This is a genomic window from Chlamydia avium 10DC88 (genome assembly GCF_000583875.1).
GTDB classification, from domain to species: Bacteria; Chlamydiota; Chlamydiia; order Chlamydiales; family Chlamydiaceae; genus Chlamydia; species Chlamydia avium.
The window spans coordinates 281,859-301,011 of sequence record NZ_CP006571.1 but is presented as its reverse complement, the minus strand read 5'-3'; the positions used below and the strand labels follow the sequence as shown (position 1 = coordinate 301,011).

Sequence of the window (19,153 nt, the reverse complement as noted above, 5' to 3'; positions counted from 1 at the left end):
TAAACTCAAAAAATTAAAACTAAAAAGCTAAAGTAACATAATATCTATTTATCTCCCACAGAGATTCTTAAATACCTTGCCTATGAACTTATTACTTTTCAGAAAGTGAAGAGATATTTTTTTACTTCTAATAAAACAACAAATACCTAGAGATAAACCCAAGATAAACATGGGGAGGGATAAGATTTGTCCCATTGAGAGTAAACTATCTGCACTTACTACGACCCCCTGAGGACTTTTGAAAAACTCAGCAAAAAAACGTATAACAGCAATACCAATTAAAGACAGAGATGCTGCATATCCTGATCCTAGGATAAGATACCGTTTGTAAGTTGCAAAAAATAAAAGTGACGAAAGTAATAAATAACTTACTCCTTCATAAAGCTGTACTGGATGCAAAGGGATTCCAGATGTACCGTGAGAAAGAGAAGAAAAAATGACTCCCCAAGGTAAATCAGTAGGTATTCCCACAATTTCTTGGTTCATAAAATTTCCAATACGAATAAGAAAAGCTAAGATACCAAAAACAGCAGCACCTAAATCACAAATAAATAAAAAAGTTAGAGTATGTATTTTCTTTTTATATTTTTTTGAATAAATCATTGCCCAAAGAAGCAATCCAACTATACCTCCATGGCTTGACAATCCCCCATTCCAAATCTTCAATATTTCTATAGGATGTTGAAAATAAAAATGACCGCCATAAAACAAAACATAAGCTATACGTGCTCCTGGAATAATAAATAGAAGAGAATACAAAGCAAAATTCTCTAAAGCATCTCTCAACTGTTGTTTAGAAAACATACATCGATCGCTTTCAGAATAACAAGATGAGGCCAAATAAATGGCTGCAACAGAAGAAAGTAATATACCTAAAGAGAAACATAGACCGTACCAAGAAATACGCAGAGAATATGCCTCAGAATGCCATAAAAATTTTGAATAATTCCAATGAATTACTGACAAAACAACTTGCATTATTCCAGTCCAAAATAGAAAAAAAATCATACTTTATATACAATAGCTTTTTTTTTAAAAAGTTTCATAAATTCAAATAGATAGATGAATACTAACCAACATAATTTACTTATTTATCTTCCTGGAATTCTTTGGTTATTTGCAGGAGTTAAATTGCTTCTAAAAGCCTCACGTATCGTATATGATCCTGTTTTCTCTTTTCGACTTTTTTTCTTATTAGCTATGGGAGCATGGATTATTGCATCATTAAAGTATCGTTACGTACTATCAAAATCCGTATCTTATCAAAGAGAATTAGCTCATCAATTAACTTCAAACAACATATCAACAAAAAATTACATTAAAAAATCTTTTCTTTCTAAACGAATATTTATTCTTTTATCTATGATGTTAATGGCTTTATTAATACGCAACTTTATAAATAATCCAGCTATTTTATTTTTTATTCGATCAACTATTGGATATTCCTTAATAAAAGCTGCTACAACATATTTTTCAAAACATCCAAATGCCTTATCAACCAACTTATAAAGTACTATGCAAATGTATGTTGGAACAGACATCATTGAAATTTCCCGTATTCAAAAAGCAATAGAAACTTATGGCAAAAGAATACTGAACAGAATATTTACTAAAGAAGAACAAAAATATTGTTTGAAGCTTGCTTATCCCTACCCCTCTTTTGCTGCAAGATTTGCAGGAAAAGAGGCAGTAGCTAAAGCATTAGGAACAGGCATAGGCAAATTAGTTTCGTGGAAAGATATAGAAATTTGCAAGTTAAGTGGACATCAGCCTAAAGTACTTTTATCCCCTCGAATTTACAAAGAACTCAATATTTCTCAGGTATCCCTATCAATCAGTCATAGTCGTGAGTATGCAACCGCAGTAGCCATTATATTTTAACTTAAAAATCTTTCAGCCTCTAATGCAGCCATACATCCACTTCCAGCAGCTGTGATTGCTTGCCTATAATATTTATCCTGAACATCTCCTGCTGCAAAAACACCTGGTATTGAAGTTTTAGATGTACCACACTCAGTAATGATATATCCATGACTATCTAGAGAAAGTTGTCCCCCTAGAAAATCGGTGTTAGGTTTATGACCAATAGCAAAAAAAACTCCCCCAGCTTCTCTAGTAAAAATATCATTGGAAACATTATTCAAAATATCCACAGAACGAACAACACTATCTCCTGAAATTTTGACTAATTCACTATTCCACAAGAAAGTAATTTTATCGTTTTCCTCAGCTTTCTTAATCATAACTTTAGATGCTCGTAATGTGTCTCTCCTGTGAACAACAAAGACCCGTTTCCCATATCGAGTCAAAAATATAGCTTCTTCTAAAGCAGAATCTCCTCCTCCAATAACATACAGATCTTTATCCTTAAAAATAGGAGATGCTCCATCACAAACGGCGCATGCTGTAACCCCTTTCTGCCAAAACTCATTGTCTCCAGCCCCAGGAATATCCAAACGTTTTGCAGATGCCCCCGTAGCTATAATACAAGCATCACAAGTATATTGTTCTGAATTCGACATAATAACAAAAGGAAGCTTGCTAAAGTCCACAGCCGTTACGTCCTTTGAAAGAATCTGTGTCCCAAATCTCTCTGCTTGCTTTTTCATATTTTCCATCAACTGTTGTCCTAAAATTCCTTCAGGAAATCCAGGAAAATTTTCAACATCTGTGGTCGACATTAACTGCCCCCCAGCAATTCCAGAAAAAAAACCCTCAAATAAAATAGGAGACAAAAGCGCTCTTGAGGCATAAATTGCGGCGGTATAACCCGCAGGACCAGATCCAATAATAATTACTCTAGAATGAATCATCTATTGACACTCAACTGAACATTTTCAAAACAAAATCTAAAACAAATAAAAAATTTTTAATCAACAAATTAGATAAAAATACTCAGCAAGGGATGTCTTGCCTTTTTTAAGGTTTATATTTACACTATCTTTTTTGACTTTGTATTTTTTAGGAGAACAACATTAAATGCCAAAACAATCCGAATACACTTGGGGATCTAAAAAAATTCTTGATAACATAGACTGCCTCTCAGAAGACATGGATGAATTTAGAAATCTTCTCTATTCAACTCATGGAATTAGTTCAAGCAACGAGGAACCTACCAGTGAAGTACAGCCCGGCGCCATCCTAAAAGGTACTGTAGTTGATATTAATAAAGACTTTGTTGTCGTTGACGTGGGATTGAAATCTGAAGGTGCTATTCCAATGTCAGAATTTATTGATTCTTCTGAAGGTTTGGCTATTGGTGCTGAAGTTGAGGTCTATTTAGATCAAACAGAAGATGAAGAGGGTAAAGTTGTTTTATCTAGGGAAAAAGCTACTCGTCAACGCCAATGGGAATATATTTTAGCTAATTGCGAAGAAGGATCTATTGTTAAAGGACAAATTATACGCAAAGTCAAAGGCGGACTGATTGTTGATATTGGGATGGAAGCTTTCTTACCAGGCTCTCAAATTGACAACAAGAAAATAAAAAATTTAGATGACTACGTTGGCAAGGTCTGTGAATTTAAAATTTTAAAAATTAATGTTGAAAGAAGAAACGTTGTTGTTTCTAGAAGAGAATTACTTGAGGCAGAACGTATTTCCAAGAAAGCTGAACTTATCGAACAAATTACTATTGGAGAATATCGTAAAGGTATCGTTAAAAATATTACAGACTTTGGAGTTTTCCTGGATCTTGATGGCATTGATGGTCTTCTTCATATTACAGATATGACCTGGAAACGTATACGCCATCCTTCTGAAATGGTGGAAATGAATCAAGAATTAGAGGTAATTATCCTCAGTGTTGATAAGGAAAAAGGGCGTGTTGCTTTAGGTTTAAAACAAAAAGAACATAATCCTTGGGAAGATATTGAGAAAAAATACCCTCCAGGAAAGCGTGTTGTTGGTAAAATTGTTAAATTACTTCCATATGGTGCTTTTATTGAAATTGAAGAAGGCATTGAAGGGTTAATTCACGTATCTGAAATGTCTTGGGTGAAAAATGTTGTTGACCCCAGTGAAGTTGTAAATAAAGGCGATGAAGTTGAAGCAATTGTTCTTTCTATTCAAAAAGAAGAAGGAAAGATTTCATTAGGTTTGAAACAAACAGAACATAATCCTTGGGATAACATTGAAGAAAAGTATCCTATTGGTCTTCATGTACATGCTGAAATTAAAAATCTGACTAACTATGGTGCTTTTGTTGAACTTGAACCAGGTATTGAGGGGTTGATCCACATTTCTGATATGAGTTGGATAAAAAAAGTATCTCATCCATCAGAATTATTTAAAAAAGGCAGTACTGTTGAAGCTGTCATTCTTTCTGTAGATAAGGAAAGCAAAAAAATTACCTTGGGTGTTAAACAATTAAGTTCAAATCCATGGAATGAAATTGAAGCCATGTTCCCAACAGGAAGTGTGATCTCTGGAGTAGTTACTAAGATTACAGCATTTGGAGCATTTGTAGAATTACAAAATGGTATAGAAGGGCTGATTCATGTTTCTGAGCTCTCTGAAAAACCATTTGCGAAAATTGAAGATATCCTTTCTATTGGTGAAACTGTTTCTGCTAAGGTAATTAAATTAGATCCTGACCATAAAAAAGTTTCTCTTTCTGTTAAAGAATATCTAGCCGATGAAAATCATGATAATGATCATGTAGATGTAGATAGCTTAATTTCCGAAGACGACTTAGTTTGTTCAGATAAAAAGAAAAAAGAGAAATAATAACTTATTTAAAGCTAGCTCTATCTAAATAGAGTTAGCTTTACTAGACATTCTGTCTGTTCCCCTATTTATAAGAGGAGTACAATGAATAAAGATCTTGTAGCTATTTTTGACTACATGGAAAAGGAAAAAGGAATTCAACGCCCTGTCATTATCAGCGCTATTGAATCTGCTTTAAAAATTGCAGCAAAAAAAACGTTAAGGGATGATGCAAACATATCAGTAAATGTTAATTCTCGTACTGGGGACATTGAAGTTTTTTGCGAAAAAGAAATTGTCGAGGTATGCCGCAATCCTAGCAAAGAAATTCCTTTAGACAAAGCTAGAGAATATGATCCTGATTGTCAAATTGGACAATACATGGATGTCCCATTTGTATCAGAAAGTTTTGGTAGAATCGCTGCTTATGCTGCAAGACAAATCATAGGTCAAAAACTACGTCATGCAGAACGAGACGTTATCTATGAGGAATATCGGTATAGAGTAAATGAAATTCTTTCGGGAATTGTTAAACGATTTAGTAAAGGTTCTAACTTAATTATAGATTTGGGAAAGGTTGAAGGTCTGTTACCCGCTAGATTTTATCCTAAAACAGAAAAACATAAAATTGGGGATAAAATTTATGCCTTACTATACGAAGTACAAGAATCTGAAAATGGTGGTGCAGAAGTTATTCTAAGCCGTAGCCATCCAGAATTCGTTAAGCAACTTTTTTTACAGGAAGTCCCCGAACTAGAAGAAGGCTCTGTTGAAATCGTTAAAATTGCTCGAGAAGCAGGCTATAGAACTAAGTTAGCTGTCCGTTCGTCTGATCCAAAAACAGATCCAGTAGGGGCTTTTGTTGGGATGAGAGGTTCAAGAATAAAAAATATTATTCGAGAACTGAATGATGAAAAAATAGATATTGTAAACTATTCCCCTGTACCTACAGAATTATTGCAAAACTTGCTTTGTCCTATAGAAATTCAAAAGATTGCCATTTTGGAAGACGACAAGGTTATTGCGATAGTTGTACAAGACTCTGATTATGCTACAGTAATTGGTAAGCGAGGAATCAATGCTCGACTAATCAGTCAGATCTTAGGCTATGAACTCGAAGTTCAACGCATGAGCGAATACAACAAGTTATTAGAAATCCAACGTTTACAATTAGCAGAATTCGAAAATCCTAAACTAGATGAGCCTTTGGAAATAGAAGGCATTAGTAAATTGGTTATTCAAAATCTTGTATATGCAGGATACGATACAACCAGAAAGTTGTTGTTAGCTAGCGCTAGTGATCTTGCTACTGTTCCTGGAATTAGTTTAGAACTTGCTTATAGGATTCTTGAGCAAGTCAGCAAATATGGAGAAAGTAAAGTTGACGAAAAACCTAAAATTGAAGATTAAAAATTCTCAATTAACAAAGGCTGCTGGCTTAGATAAATTAAAGAAAAAATTAGCTCAAGCAGGATCTTCAGACACCAAAAACTCTTTAGATAAACCTTCAACAAAGGTTCCTGAAAAGTTAACAAAGAAAAAAAGCACAGCGGATGTTTCTGGTTCTACGCTAACAGAGCCTTTTACCAATGAAGCTGCTCCACGCAGAATACGAGCTAAAAATCGTTCCTCATTTGCTTCTGAAGCTCAAGAAAGCCCCGCCACTCTTGTAGAAACAGGCACTGTTCTGCCTTCTTCTACTGTGGAAGAAAATAATTCTCTGCCTACAGCTATTCCTCAAGAAGAACAAGTTAAAGATACGCCACCAGCTATATCAGAAGAAATTGAAAGCACTTCTTCTGAAGAAATGGTCTCTTCTAAAAATAAAGAAGTAGAATCAGCTCCAGAAAAAGTAGAGCAAGTTAAAAGTATCGTGTCCATTAAATCTAATTTTGGACCTACAGGAAAGCATATCAATCATCTATTAGCTAAAACCTTTAAGTCAGCTCCCAAAAAAGAAGATAAAGTTTCATCAAAAGAACGCGGTAGTTCTTACCAATCATCTCGAGGACAAGCATCTCTAGATTTCCTTGAAGAAAATAAACAACATGTACCGAATCGTTCCCCTCAAAATGTGTATCGTAGAGACACAAGCAAAAAAACGGGAGGAGATTTCCGAGATCGCCCTAAAAAAGATGAGTCTCCCAAAGCTTTTACAGGTCGAGATCGTTATGGATTAAATGATAGTAATGAAGAGGAGAAATGGAGAAAAAAACGTGTTCAAAAAACTAAGAAGCATTATGAAGAACACACAATACAACGTCCTACCCATATTAAGGTCCCTCTTCCGATTACAATCAAGGATCTTGCAGCAGAGATGAAACTAAAAGCTTCTGAACTGATTCAGAAGATGTTCATCCATGGCATGAGTTATGTAGTAAATGATATTTTAGATAATGAAACTACTGTACAGTTTATTGGCCTAGAATTTGGTTGTACTATTGATATTGACTCATCCGAGCAAGATAAACTCTATATTGAAAGCAATACAGTCAAAGAAGAAATCCAAAAAACTGATCCAAGTAAATTAACTATTCGCCCCCCAATTGTTGCCTTTATGGGGCATGTAGACCACGGGAAAACAACATTAATTGATGCTCTAAGAAAAAGTAATGTAGCGCAAACAGAGTCTGGTGCCATTACACAACATATGGGAGCTTTTTGTTGTTCTACACCTGTAGGAAATATTACAATTTTAGATACTCCTGGTCACGAAGCTTTTTCTGCTATGAGAGCTCGAGGAGCCGAGGTATGTGATATTGTAGTTTTAGTAGTTGCAGGAGATGAGGGTATTAAAGAACAAACTCTAGAAGCAGTAAAGCATGCACGTGATGCTGATATCACTATTGTAGTAGCTATTAATAAATGCGATAAGCCCAATTTCAATGCAGAAACTATTTATAGACAGCTATCCGAAATTGATCTCCTACCCGAAGCTTGGGGAGGAACTATTGCTACAGTCAATACCTCAGCAAAAACAGGAGAGGGTCTATCAGATCTTTTAGAAATGCTTGCATTACAAGCAGAAGTTTTAGAACTTAAAGCAAATCTGTCAACCAGGGCTAGAGGAATTGTTATTGAATCTGAACTACATAAAAGCTTAGGAGCAGTAGCAACTATTTTAGTGCAAAATGGTACATTACATCTTGGAGAAGCTATTGTTTTTAACAATTGCTATGGCAAAGTAAAAACAATACATAATGAGCATAATCAACTCATGGATTCGGCTCCGGCCTCTTCCCCCGCTTTAATTACAGGATTATCGGGAATACCAAAAGCTGGAGATCCTTTTGTAGTTGTTAAAAATGAGAAAACAGCAAAAGAAATTATTAATGCCAGACTTGCTGGTCAGAAGAAATTTGCTTTGCAAACGAAACGCCCCAATTTTGATGCCATGTTACAAAACAAAAAGGTATTAAAATTAATTATTAAGGCTGATGTGCAAGGTTCTATTGAAGCATTAGTTAACTCTATTTCGAAAATAGTATCCGATAAAGTTAGTGTGGAAGTTCTTTCTAGTAGTGTTGGAGAAATTTCTGAATCTGATATTCGTTTAGCAGCAGCATCCAAAGCTACAATTATTGGTTTTCACACAAGAATAGAAAATCATGCAGATGTTCTGATTAAAAATCTTGGAGTAAGAGTACAACTATTTAATATCATCTACCATGCTGTAGACGCTGTTAAAGAAATGATGACAGCTCTCCTTGATCCTATTGCAGAAGAAAAAGATCTTGGTGCTGCGGAAATTAAGAAGCTATTCAAATCATCACAGCTTGGAATAATTTATGGTTGTTTAGTTATTGAAGGCTCTATGATTCGCAATCAAAGAATTCGTGTTGTTCGTAATAATGAAGTTCTTTGGAAAGGTCATTTATCTTCATTAAAACGTACAAAAGAAGATGCTAAAGAAGCTAAAAAAGGGTTTGAGTGCGGTATTTTATTAGAAGGATATCAGCAGGGTCAGGTAGGTGACATTTTACAGTGTTATGAAATTATCTATCATCCACAGCAACTTTAAGTATTATGACGGAAAATAGACGCATACAAAAAGTAAACGCAGTGCTTCGCGAGGCTATTGCTAATGTCATCTTAAAAGACATAAAGCACCCGAAAATTTCTAATTGCTGGATTACAGTAACCCGGGTATCCTTATCTAAGGACTTACGATTTGCTCGTGTCTATGTTTCAATTATGCCTCATGAAAATACCCAATCTGAAACTTTAGAAGCTTTGAAAGTATCGGCTGGTTATATTGCTTATAAGGCTTCTAAAAAAATAGTGCTTAAATATTTTCCCGAACTCAATTTTTATCTCGATGATATTTTCTCACCTCAAGATCATATAGAAAATTTACTTTGGAAAATACAACAGCAAGATAAGAATTAAAATTACCTCTTTAAGAAGATTGAATACTGACAAAAATTATTATGGAACTTGCTACAGAACTTAAAGAAGGCATTCTTCTTATAGATAAGCCTGAAGAAAGAACTTCATTTAGTCTTATCCGCGCTTTAACCAAACTAATTGGGGTTAAAAAAATTGGTCACGCAGGAACGTTAGATCCTTTCGCGACAGGAGTCATGGTTATGCTGATAGGACGTAAGTTTACTCGCCTATCAGATACACTACTATTTGAAGACAAAGAGTATGCAGCCATTGCTCATCTTGGAACAACGACAGATTCTTATGACCGTAATGGGAAAATTGTCGGAAGATCAAAAAAAATTCCAACATACGAGGAAATTCTAGAAGCATCTCAATATTTTCAGGGAGAGATCCAGCAAATTCCTCCGATGTTTTCTGCTAAAAAAATTAATGGAAAAAAACTTTATGAGTATGCCCGTAAAGGGTTATCCATCGAGCGTCGTCAATCTACAGTTCAAGTAAATCTACAGATTACTAAATATGAATATCCCTTACTTTATTTTTCTGTTCACTGTAGTAAAGGTACGTATATTCGAAGTATTGCTCATGAGTTAGGAAATATGTTAGGTTGTGGAGCTTATTTAGAAGAGTTGAGACGACTGCGTAGTGGAAATTTCTCTATAGATCAATGTATTGATGGTCGTCTACTCGATTATCCTGATTTTAATGTATCTCCTTATCTAAGAGATTTCCATGGAAATATTCTATAGTTTGGCGTCTATCCCCTTTCCTATAGATTCTATAACTATAGGTTTTTTTGATGGCTGTCATCTAGGCCATACAAAACTACTGAATCTCCTATCTTCTTATCCTGGGACATCTGGTATAATTACTTTTGATGTACATCCTCTAGCAATTTTACAACCTCCAGGTCCTCAGTTGATTATTAGCAAGGATGAAAAGCTTCGTCGTTTACAAAATTTCCCTATTGATTGCCTATGCATCCTTCCTTTCACGAAAAGCTTCTCTAATCAATCTGCCGAAAGTTTTATCCTTTCACTACATGAAACTCTATGTTGTAAACGCCTAGTGTTAGGATACGATTCCCACCTAGGCAAAGATAGACTTGGGAATGCAAAAACTCTACTCCCACTAGCTGATACTCTAGGAATAGAAATTATTGAAGTTTCTCCCTGTGAAATAAATCATGAAATTGTTTCTAGTAAAAAAATTCGCCAATTTTTATCTCAAGGAGATTTAGAAAGCGCAAATAGCCATCTAGGATATACTTATACGTATTCTGGGACCATCACTTCTGGACGTGGTCTAGGAACGAAATTAGGAATAGCAACTATTAATCTCCCACAGCAAGAGTGTTTACTTCCTTTTGGAGTTTATGCGTGTGAAGTGGAATACAATAAACAATTCCATTTAGGAATAATGAACCTTGGTCTTGCTCCTACTGTAGGAAGAAACTCCTTATGTTTAGAAGCTCATATTTTTGATTTTCAAGAAAATATATATAACCAAACAGTTTCCATTATTCCTAAACAACTCTTGCGTAGAGAAAAGAAATTTTCCTCCCGAGAAGAACTTGCGCAAGCAATTCGTCAAGATATTCAAGATGCAAGAAGGTTTTTCTCTTCTACTAATTATGTAAGAAAAGCATGATATCTCCATCCTGAACTATATAATCTCTACCCTCTAAACGTAACTTACCTACTTCACGAACCCCAGACCTGCCGTTATGAGCAAGCATATCTTCAAGAGTAATGACCTCAGCTCGAATAAATCCTTTTTGAATATCTGTGTGAATTTGACCTGCAGCTTCTACTGCTGTAGAACCTTTAGTAATTGTCCAAGCCCGTGTTTCCTGAGGACCTGTTGTAAAATAAGAAATTAATCCCAAAGTATGATATGCAATACGGGCAAGTTTGTTTAAACCTGATTCCTTTAATCCCAAGCTATTGAGAAAATCTTGTCTCTCTTCAACTGGAAGGGACATAATTTCCTCCTCTAATCGCACACAAATAGGGATAACTTGCGCATGTTCTTGCTTAGCGATTTCTTCAACAGCAGCTACATAATCATTATGCATTATTTCCAAGGAGTCTTCCCCTATGTTAGCTATATACAACATAGGTTTTGCTGATAGAAAAGGATAAGGTTTTAATTGCTTTTCTTCTTCTGGTGATAAATCGAGAGTACGTACTGGTTGACCGCTTTCTAAATGGGCAATTACCTTATCAAGAATAGGCAATACTGCTCCAACGTCTTTTTTCCCTTTAGCTTGTTTGGATAATTTTCCGTGAATACTGGTAGCTGAAGAAAAATCTGCAAATAACAATTCTAAATTAACGACAGCAATATCATCACGAGGGTCTATTTTCCCTGATACATGAGTAACGTCATCATTATCAAAACAACGAACAACATGAGCTATAGCATGTGTTTCGCGAATATGAGACAAAAAACGATTCCCTAATCCAGCACCTTCTGCAGCTCCCTTAACTAAACCAGCGATATCTACAAACTTCATATCAGCATAGATGACTTTTTGACTTTGATTCATCTTAGCTAAGATATCTAAGCGATTATCAATGATAGGAACAATACCAACATTCGGATCTATGGTACAAAAAGGATAATTACAAGAAGCTACTTGAGCCCCAGTAAGTGCGTTAAATAATCCTGATTTACCTACATTGGGAAGACCAACAATCCCACACTCTGTATGACCCATAATGCTATCTTCTATAGACGTTATTTTTCACAAGAACTTAAGGAATAGCAATTATAATGTTTACCATTTTTTAAATGCCAATCCAAAAGCTTACCTTCTCTTTTTCACCCTCCTAGAAAAGGTAAAGACAGTATAAAATTGAATAATTCCTAACTAATATTTTTCATATCAAAGAACCAAGAAATATAAATTTTTAATAACTTATACTCAATGTTCTAGGGTTCTCTCTTGTGAAAAACACCCTTATGAGGTAAGTTGCAGATTATTCCTAATTTAATGCTCTTTACGTTGGCCAACAATGGGAGAAAAAACAGAAAAGGCAACCCCAAAGCGTCTTCGAGATGCAAGGAAAAAGGGTCAGGTAGCGAAATCTCAAGATTTTCCTTCCGCGGTTACCTTTATTGTCTCCATGGTTACAGTATTTTATTTGACGTCGTTTTTTGCTCAACACTTAGGAAGTTTTTTGGCGTCTATTCTTAAGGAAGCTCCTCTACATCATAATCCAAGAGTTACTCTATACTATTTACATAATTGCTTAACTTTAATACTAACTACTTCATTACCCATATTAGGAGCCGTGGGATTTGTAGGCATTCTGATAGGATTTCTTGTTGTAGGGCCTACGTTTTCTACTGAAGTTTTTAAACCGGACCTTAAAAAATTTAATCCTATTGATAACTTAAAGCAAAAGTTTAAGGTTAAAACCTTAATTGAATTGCTTAAATCTATGCTAAAAATTTTTGGTGCCGCATTAATTTTATATACTACACTTAAGAATCGTGTACCTTTAATCATAGAAACTGCAGGGGTTTCCCCTATTGTTACAGCAACTATTTTTAAGCAAATTCTTTATAAAGCGGTTATATCTATCGGTATTTTTTTCTTAGTGGTTGCTGTACTTGATCTCGTGTACCAAAGAAGAACTTTTGCTAAAGAACTCAAAATGGAAAAATTTGAGGTTAAACAAGAATTTAAGGATACAGAAGGTAACCCAGAAATTAAAGGTCGTAGACGACAAATTGCACAAGAAATTGCCTATGAAGATCCGTCTTCCCAAATTAAACATGCTAGTACTGTTGTCTCTAACCCTAAAGATATAGCTGTTGCTATTGGCTATATGCCTGAAAAATATAAAGCTCCCTGGATTATTGCTATGGGAATTAACTTGCGTGCAAAACGAATTATTGCCGAAGCTGAAAAACATGGAATTCCAGTTATGAGAAACGTCCCTTTAGCTCATCAGCTCTGGGACGAAGGAAAAGAGTTGAAATTTATCCCAGAATCCACTTATGAAGCTGTTGGAGAAATCCTTCTCTATATCACATCTCTTAACGCGCAAAATCCTAATAACAAAAACATTAACCAATTCGATAATCTATAATGAATAAACTACTCAATTTTGTTAGTAGAACCTTTGGTGGAGAAGCAGCATTAAACATGATCAATAAGTCAAGCGACCTCATCCTCGCTTTGTGGATGATCGGTGTCGTTTTGATGATCATTATCCCTCTACCTCCGGCCGTTGTGGACCTAATGATTACCATTAATTTGGCTGTATCTGTTTTCCTGCTAATGGTAGCTTTATACATTCCTAGTGCTCTACAATTATCTGTTTTCCCTTCCTTATTATTAATTACAACGATGTTCCGGTTGGGAATTAACATTTCTTCCTCGAGACAGATTCTACTAAAAGCATACGCAGGTCACGTCATTCAGGCATTTGGAGACTTCGTCGTAGGAGGGAACTATGTCGTTGGATTTATTATCTTCCTGATCATTACGATTATTCAATTTATCGTTGTTACTAAAGGTGCTGAGCGTGTTGCCGAAGTTGCTGCGAGATTCCGTTTGGATGCTATGCCTGGTAAACAGATGGCTATTGATGCTGATTTACGTGCCGGAATGATTGATGCTCAGCAAGCACGTGATAAACGGGCTATGATCCAAAAAGAAAGTGAACTTTATGGAGCCATGGACGGTGCTATGAAGTTCATTAAAGGAGACGTCATTGCAGGTATCGTTATCTCTTTAATTAACATCGTAGGGGGGTTAACGATTGGCGTCACCATGCATGGAATGGATTTAGCTCAGGCTGCTCATGTATATACGCTACTATCTATCGGAGATGGATTGGTTTCACAAATTCCTTCTTTACTGATCTCCCTAACTGCAGGTATCGTGACTACTCGAGTATCTAGTGATAAAAATACAAACTTAGGTAAGGAGATCTCCTCTCAATTAGTTAAAGAACCACGTGCTTTACTCTTAGCAGCAGGAGCAACTTTAGGAGTAGGCTTCTTTAAAGGGTTCCCTCTTTGGTCATTTACTATTCTAGCTCTTCTCTTTGGTATTCTTGGTATTATCCTTCTTGCCAAGAAAAACTCTGCATCTAAAAAAGGTGGAGGTGCTTCAACTACAGTAGGAGCAGCTAATGATGGTGCTGCTACAGCTGGAGATAATCCTGATGATTACTCACTAACACTTCCTGTGATTTTAGAATTAGGTAAAGATCTTTCTAAGCTTATTCAACAAAAGACAAAATCTGGTCAGAGCTTCATTGATGATATGATTCCTAAAATGCGCCAAGCTCTTTACCATGATATTGGTATTCGTTATCCAGGGATTCATGTTAGAACAGACTCTCCTTCTTTAGAAGGTCATGATTACATGATCTTACTTAATGAGGTTCCTTATGTTCGAGGAAAAATACCTGCAAATCACGTGTTAACCAATGAGGTAGAAGAAAATCTTAAACGCTATAATCTCCCATTTATTACCTATAAAAATGCTGCAGGTCTTCCCTCTGCTTGGGTAAGTGAAGACGCCAAGACAATTTTAGAAAAAGCAGCCATTAAATATTGGACTCCTCTTGAGGTAATTATTCTCCATTTATCCTACTTCTTCCATAGAAGCTCTCAAGAATTTTTAGGAATTCAAGAGGTACGCTCTATGATTGAATTTATGGAGAGATCATTCCCTGATCTGGTAAAAGAAGTTACCCGACTCATCCCTCTACAAAAGCTTACCGAAATCTTCAAACGCCTAGTCCAAGAACAAATATCTATTAAAGATTTACGAACAATTTTGGAATCATTAAGTGAATGGGCTCAGACAGAAAAAGATACTGTTTTACTGACAGAATATGTACGTTCTTCTTTAAAATTGTATATCAGCTTTAAGTTCTCTCAAGGGCAGTCTGCTATCTCTGTTTACCTACTAGACCCTGAGATTGAAGAAATGATTCGAGGAGCAATTAAACAAACTTCTGCAGGATCCTATCTTGCTCTAGATCCTGATTCTGTAAATTTAATCTTAAAATCTATGAGAAATACGATTACTCCAACTCCTCCTGGGGGACAACCTCCTGTATTATTGACAGCAATTGATGTAAGACGATATGTAAGGAAATTGATAGAAACTGAATTCCCTGACATAGCTGTAATTTCTTATCAAGAGATTCTCCCCGAGATTCGTATTCAACCTCTAGGAAGAATTCAGATTTTCTAAGTATCTATTTTTTCTTAGTGAGGATATATGGCGGCATCTGGAGGTGCAGGAGGCTTAGGCGGAACGCACAGTGTTGACGTAGCACAAGTACAACAAGCAGCAGCAACAGCAGATGCCAAAGAGATTATTGCCACTCAAGAGCAATCAGATATCAGCATGATTAAGGATAATCAAGATCTATCCAATCCTGCTGCTGCTACCCGTACAAAGAAAAAAGAAGAGAAGTTTCAAACCTTAGAATCTAGAAGAAAAGGCGCTACACAAACAGAAAAGAAGTCAGAAAGTGCAGGAGAAAAATCCGACACAGATCTCGCTGATAAATATACAGAAAACAATGCAGAAATCTCTGCAGGCGACTTAAGAAGTATTCGAGATTCTCTCAAAGAGGATTCTTCAGCAGATGACATATTAAGTCTCTTACAATCAAAATTCTCTGATCCTGCATTACAAAGTATTGCACTGGATTATTTAATTCAAACAACTCCTAATGCTCAAGGAACTTTAAAAGACGCTTTAGTCCAAGCTCAGCAACGCCATACTCAAGAAAATTATCAAGCAGTTGTGGGTGGTAGGAATATTTTATTTGCCTCCCAAGAATATGCTTCAGAGCTCAATGTTTCTGCACCTGGTTTACGAGCTCTTTATCTTGAAGTCACTTCAGGATTCCATACATGTGAAAATTTACTTCAAATGTTGCAGTCACGCTACAACTATAAGGAAATGTCTACGGTGTCATCTTTTCTTCTGAAAGGGATGTCTGCTGAATTGAAATCTGAAGGATCTTCTGTAGAACCTGCTAAATTACAGGTTATGATGACAGAAACACGTAACCTTCAAGCAGTAATTACTGGGTATGACTTTTTCCAAACTAAGCTTCCGGAACTTGAGGCATCATTAAAAGCTGAAGGGGCTTCTCTTCCTGCCGATCTAACATTTCAAAAGGTTGGTGATACCTTCTTTTCATTTATTAATGATAAATTCCCCACTGCATCCAAAGTAGAACGTTTAGTTCGTGGCATGGTAGGTGATGATGTAGATACTGTCTCGGGGGTATTGAACCTTTTTTTTACGGCTATAAGAGGAACTTCACCTCGATTATTTTCTTCAGCAGACAAGCGACAACAACTGGCAACTATGCTGGCAAATGCTTTAGATTCCGTAAATATTAACAACGAAAACTATCCTAAACCGACAGATTTCCCTAAACCCTATCCTTGGTCTTAAACTCTATTTTTTAGCTATGCAAAATCAATTTGAACAACTCTTAGAAGATTTAGGTAAGCAACTCAATACTTCACTTTCTCCTGATAAAAACCAAGCTTGCCTCATCCGTTTTAGAAACGTTGATGTACCCATACAAATTGAAGAAGATGAAAATTCTGGAGATATCGTAGTTGGAACGATTCTGGGATTATTACCTGAAAATGTATTTCGAGAACGTATTTTTAAAGCAGCTCTTTCCGTTAATGCTTCCCATCAATCGAATATAAAAGGTATTCTTGGTTACGGCGAGTTGACACAACAATTATACCTATCTGATGTCTTAAATATGAATTACTTAAATGGAGAAAAGCTTTTCCATTATTTAAATTTCTTTTCCATGCATGCAAAAATTTGGATTTCTGCATTGGAAACAGGAAATCTTCCTGATTTGCATACATTAGGAATGTATCATCTCTAATCATTCCTACTGAGGAGGGGAAACATCTACTCATTGAAAAGAAACTAAGGAATGTTTCTGTATCTATTTTTAGGTTCCAGAAATATTTATGTGATGTATATTTATGACTCCATTTTCTCAAGCCGTACGGTACATCCAAAATTCTCCAGCAAAGCATTGTTGGAAGGCTATCGGGACACTCCCCAAGCATGGCATTGCTATACCATTGTTTTCCCTACATACACAAAATAGTTGTGGTATTGGAGAGTACTTAGATTTGATCCCCCTTATCTCCTGGTGTCGCCACCATGGGTTTCAAATTATTCAAATTCTTCCTATAAATGATAGTGGTGAAGATGCTAGTCCTTATAATAGTTTAAGTTCTGTTGCTTTGAATCCTCTATACCTTTCTCTATCTGACCTTCAATATGCCCACGCGATTCCAGACTCCCATACTAAAATCAAAATGATGCAACAACTATGCAATCTTCCCTACATACACTATCCTCAAGTAAGATCTGCAAAATTGGAATTTCTACATAGCTATTATCGCTATGTTATGCAAATAGGAGCGCTACAAGATGAAGAATTTCAAATTTTTTGTGAAAAAGAACAGTATTGGTTACGGCCATATGCTGTATTTCGTTCCATTAAGCATCACTTAAAAAATGCTCCTATAAACAACTGGCCTAAAAGCTATACAGATATAAAAAACTTTCCTAACCTTGAAAAACAATTTTCTGATGACTGTAACTTTTTCTCTTATCTGCAATTTTTATGTTTTTCACAAATGTCAAAAGTAAAAGATTTTGCTGATGATAACCAAATCTTTCTCAAAGGAGATCTTCCCATTCTTATCAGCAAAGATAGCTGTGATGTTTGGTACTATCGTCAATTCTTTTCTTCTTCAGTCTCCGTAGGGGCACCTCCTGATATTTACAATGCTGAAGGACAAAATTGGCACCTTCCTATTTATAACAGGTGTAACCTAAAAAAAGATAATTATTCCTGGTGGAAAGCTCGACTACGTTATGCTGAAAACTTTTATTCTATCTACCGTTTGGATCATATTTCAGGACTATTTCGTTTCTGGGTGTGGGATGCTAAAGGAGAAGGAAGATTTGAACCAGAACATCCTAAAGAATATATTGAACATGGAACAGATATTCTTACCCACCTATTAAAAGCATCAAGAATGCTTCCCATAGGAGAAGATTTAGGAAGCGTTCCTTATGACATCAAAGAAACCTTACTCAAATTGGGTATCTGTGGAACACGAATCCCCCGTTGGGAACGCTATTGGGATCATGATGGAAATTTTATTCCCTTTGATCAGTACCCCCCTCTATCAGTGACTTCTTTATCTACGCATGATTCTGATACCTTAGCCCTTTGGTGGAGAAACTCTCCAAAAGAAGCTCAAGCTTTTGCGGAATTCCTTGGACTATCTTTCGCTCCCATTCTTTCTGAAGAAGATCATCGCTATATTCTCCAACTCTCCCATAAAACCTCCTCCATTTTTCATATTAACCTACTCAATGATTATCTATCTCTTTGCCCAGACTTAGTATCTAAAAATTCACAATATGAGCGCATTAATGTTCCTGGTAAGATTTCCAAAAATAATTGGATATATAGGGTAAAACCTTCTTTAGAAACCCTCTCTACCCATGAAAAATTTAATGAAAATATTTCCTCTATTCTTTCTAACCTCTAGGATTTTCTCAAATCAAAGAACTCAAAATAAATTTTAATTATGCCTGATTAAAATTTTTGAATAAAAAACCTTTTAGATATATTTGAAAACGTCTAACATGGAACCTTTGAATCGTGTGTTTCTTACTCTTTCGATAACAGTAAAGTTAATAATAGAGGAATCATGTCAAGAAAGTGTCCACTTACAGGGAAACGACCTCGTTGCGGCAACAGTTATACCATGCGAGGTATTGCTAAGAAGAAAAAAGGAATCGGTCTAAAAGTTACGGGGAAAACTAAAAGACGTTTTTTCCCTAACATGGTGACAAAAAAGCTATGGTCTGTAGAACAAAATCGGTTTCTTAAACTTACAATTTCTACTTCTGCCCTGCGTCTTATTGATAAACTTGGTTTAGAAAAAGCAATCGTTAGATCTAAAAATAAAAGCTTTTAATCATATCTTAATAAAAGGG

Annotated in this window: 17 protein-coding genes; 14 read left to right on the top strand and 3 right to left on the bottom strand. The window is 35.7% G+C overall.

The window, feature by feature from the left end; translation table 11 throughout:
* Positions 1 to 48 precede the first annotated feature (48 nt).
* Entirely contained in the window at positions 49 to 978 is a 930-nt protein-coding gene (locus RT28_RS01315) for a prolipoprotein diacylglyceryl transferase (protein WP_166484582.1), read from the bottom strand.
* A gap of 84 nt (positions 979 to 1,062) precedes the next feature.
* On the opposite strand from RT28_RS01315, the gene RT28_RS01310 reads away from it, so the two are divergent.
* Entirely contained in the window at positions 1,063 to 1,509 is a 447-nt protein-coding gene (locus RT28_RS01310; RefSeq protein WP_038500323.1) for a hypothetical protein, read from the top strand.
* A gap of 12 nt (positions 1,510 to 1,521) precedes the next feature.
* A complete protein-coding gene (gene acpS, locus RT28_RS01305; RefSeq protein ID WP_081750428.1) occupies positions 1,522 to 1,881 on the top strand; it encodes a holo-ACP synthase in 360 nt (119 codons plus the stop codon).
* Here acpS and trxB read toward each other — a convergent pair.
* The gene (gene trxB / locus RT28_RS01300) at positions 1,878 to 2,813 is read right to left on the bottom strand and encodes a thioredoxin-disulfide reductase (RefSeq protein WP_020356167.1); all 936 of its coding nucleotides are present in this window, start codon (positions 2,811 to 2,813) and stop codon (positions 1,878 to 1,880) included. The genes acpS and trxB overlap by 4 nt on opposite strands.
* A 166-nt stretch (positions 2,814 to 2,979) precedes the next feature.
* Between trxB and rpsA the strand changes: the two genes are divergently transcribed.
* The 6 genes from rpsA (at position 2,980) to RT28_RS01270 (ending at position 10,746) form a co-directional block, all read left to right on the top strand.
* Positions 2,980 to 4,728 (top strand): 30S ribosomal protein S1, encoded by a 1,749-nt coding sequence (rpsA, locus tag RT28_RS01295; protein ID WP_038500316.1) that lies wholly within the window; start codon positions 2,980 to 2,982, stop codon positions 4,726 to 4,728.
* A gap of 84 nt (positions 4,729 to 4,812) precedes the next feature.
* Positions 4,813 to 6,117, top strand: coding sequence for a transcription termination factor NusA (gene nusA / locus RT28_RS01290; protein ID WP_038500313.1), 1,305 nt, complete (start codon positions 4,813 to 4,815; stop codon positions 6,115 to 6,117).
* Positions 6,074 to 8,728 carry a translation initiation factor IF-2 gene (gene infB, locus RT28_RS01285; RefSeq protein WP_081750418.1) on the top strand — a complete coding sequence of 885 codons (2,655 nt, stop codon included), beginning with the start codon at positions 6,074 to 6,076 and terminating at the stop codon, positions 8,726 to 8,728. The genes nusA and infB overlap by 44 nt, the downstream gene beginning before the upstream one ends.
* Positions 8,729 to 8,733: 5 nt before the next feature.
* Positions 8,734 to 9,096 (top strand): 30S ribosome-binding factor RbfA, encoded by a 363-nt coding sequence (gene rbfA / locus RT28_RS01280; RefSeq protein WP_020359251.1) that lies wholly within the window; start codon positions 8,734 to 8,736, stop codon positions 9,094 to 9,096.
* 41 nt (positions 9,097 to 9,137) lie between these two features.
* Positions 9,138 to 9,845 (top strand): tRNA pseudouridine(55) synthase TruB, encoded by a 708-nt coding sequence (gene truB, locus RT28_RS01275; protein ID WP_020359250.1) that lies wholly within the window; start codon positions 9,138 to 9,140, stop codon positions 9,843 to 9,845.
* Positions 9,829 to 10,746: a bifunctional riboflavin kinase/FAD synthetase gene (locus RT28_RS01270; protein ID WP_020356159.1), complete on the top strand. Its 918-nt coding sequence runs from the start codon at positions 9,829 to 9,831 to the stop codon at positions 10,744 to 10,746. Before truB ends, RT28_RS01270 begins: the two co-directional genes overlap by 17 nt.
* Here RT28_RS01270 and ychF read toward each other — a convergent pair.
* On the bottom strand, positions 10,724 to 11,818 hold the full coding sequence (gene ychF / locus RT28_RS01265; RefSeq protein WP_020356158.1) for a redox-regulated ATPase YchF: 1,095 nt from the start codon (positions 11,816 to 11,818) through the stop codon (positions 10,724 to 10,726). The two genes, RT28_RS01270 and ychF, sit on opposite strands and share 23 nt — an antisense overlap.
* Positions 11,819 to 12,116: 298 nt before the next feature.
* On the opposite strand from ychF, the gene sctU reads away from it, so the two are divergent.
* The 6 genes from sctU to rpmB all read left to right on the top strand — a co-directional run bounded on the left by sctU (position 12,117) and on the right by rpmB (position 19,134).
* The gene (gene sctU, locus RT28_RS01260) at positions 12,117 to 13,199 is read left to right on the top strand and encodes a type III secretion system export apparatus subunit SctU (RefSeq protein ID WP_020356157.1); all 1,083 of its coding nucleotides are present in this window, start codon (positions 12,117 to 12,119) and stop codon (positions 13,197 to 13,199) included.
* The gene (gene sctV, locus RT28_RS01255; protein ID WP_020356156.1) at positions 13,199 to 15,325 is read left to right on the top strand and encodes a type III secretion system export apparatus subunit SctV; all 2,127 of its coding nucleotides are present in this window, start codon (positions 13,199 to 13,201) and stop codon (positions 15,323 to 15,325) included. Before sctU ends, sctV begins: the two co-directional genes overlap by 1 nt.
* A 27-nt stretch (positions 15,326 to 15,352) precedes the next feature.
* Positions 15,353 to 16,549, top strand: a complete 1,197-nt coding sequence (sctW, locus tag RT28_RS01250; protein ID WP_020356155.1) for a type III secretion system gatekeeper subunit SctW — start codon at positions 15,353 to 15,355, stop codon at positions 16,547 to 16,549.
* Between the two features lie 16 nt (positions 16,550 to 16,565).
* The gene (locus RT28_RS01245) at positions 16,566 to 17,006 is read left to right on the top strand and encodes a CesT family type III secretion system chaperone (RefSeq protein ID WP_020356154.1); all 441 of its coding nucleotides are present in this window, start codon (positions 16,566 to 16,568) and stop codon (positions 17,004 to 17,006) included.
* 103 nt (positions 17,007 to 17,109) lie between these two features.
* The gene (locus RT28_RS01240; RefSeq protein ID WP_038500308.1) at positions 17,110 to 18,702 is read left to right on the top strand and encodes a 4-alpha-glucanotransferase; all 1,593 of its coding nucleotides are present in this window, start codon (positions 17,110 to 17,112) and stop codon (positions 18,700 to 18,702) included.
* Between the two features lie 162 nt (positions 18,703 to 18,864).
* Positions 18,865 to 19,134 carry a 50S ribosomal protein L28 gene (gene rpmB / locus RT28_RS01235; protein ID WP_035392705.1) on the top strand — a complete coding sequence of 90 codons (270 nt, stop codon included), beginning with the start codon at positions 18,865 to 18,867 and terminating at the stop codon, positions 19,132 to 19,134.
* The last annotated feature ends 19 nt before the right edge of the window (positions 19,135 to 19,153 follow it).

Excerpts from the sequence above, each read along its gene's own strand:
- RT28_RS01315 (WP_166484582.1), bottom strand. The coding sequence starts at position 978 with ATGCAAGTTGTTTTGTCAGTAATTCATTGGAATTATTCAAAATTTTTA.
- RT28_RS01310 (WP_038500323.1), top strand. The coding sequence starts at position 1,063 with ATGAATACTAACCAACATAATTTACTTATTTATCTTCCTGGAATTCTT.
- acpS (WP_081750428.1), top strand. The coding sequence starts at position 1,522 with ATGTATGTTGGAACAGACATCATTGAAATTTCCCGTATTCAAAAAGCA.
- trxB (WP_020356167.1), bottom strand. The coding sequence starts at position 2,813 with ATGATTCATTCTAGAGTAATTATTATTGGATCTGGTCCTGCGGGTTAT.
- rpsA (WP_038500316.1), top strand. The coding sequence starts at position 2,980 with ATGCCAAAACAATCCGAATACACTTGGGGATCTAAAAAAATTCTTGAT.
- nusA (WP_038500313.1), top strand. The coding sequence starts at position 4,813 with ATGAATAAAGATCTTGTAGCTATTTTTGACTACATGGAAAAGGAAAAA.
- infB (WP_081750418.1), top strand. The coding sequence starts at position 6,074 with ATGGAGAAAGTAAAGTTGACGAAAAACCTAAAATTGAAGATTAAAAAT.
- rbfA (WP_020359251.1), top strand. The coding sequence starts at position 8,734 with ATGACGGAAAATAGACGCATACAAAAAGTAAACGCAGTGCTTCGCGAG.
- truB (WP_020359250.1), top strand. The coding sequence starts at position 9,138 with ATGGAACTTGCTACAGAACTTAAAGAAGGCATTCTTCTTATAGATAAG.
- RT28_RS01270 (WP_020356159.1), top strand. The coding sequence starts at position 9,829 with ATGGAAATATTCTATAGTTTGGCGTCTATCCCCTTTCCTATAGATTCT.
- ychF (WP_020356158.1), bottom strand. The coding sequence starts at position 11,818 with ATGGGTCATACAGAGTGTGGGATTGTTGGTCTTCCCAATGTAGGTAAA.
- sctU (WP_020356157.1), top strand. The coding sequence starts at position 12,117 with ATGGGAGAAAAAACAGAAAAGGCAACCCCAAAGCGTCTTCGAGATGCA.
- sctV (WP_020356156.1), top strand. The coding sequence starts at position 13,199 with ATGAATAAACTACTCAATTTTGTTAGTAGAACCTTTGGTGGAGAAGCA.
- sctW (WP_020356155.1), top strand. The coding sequence starts at position 15,353 with ATGGCGGCATCTGGAGGTGCAGGAGGCTTAGGCGGAACGCACAGTGTT.
- RT28_RS01245 (WP_020356154.1), top strand. The coding sequence starts at position 16,566 with ATGCAAAATCAATTTGAACAACTCTTAGAAGATTTAGGTAAGCAACTC.
- RT28_RS01240 (WP_038500308.1), top strand. The coding sequence starts at position 17,110 with ATGACTCCATTTTCTCAAGCCGTACGGTACATCCAAAATTCTCCAGCA.
- rpmB (WP_035392705.1), top strand. The coding sequence starts at position 18,865 with ATGTCAAGAAAGTGTCCACTTACAGGGAAACGACCTCGTTGCGGCAAC.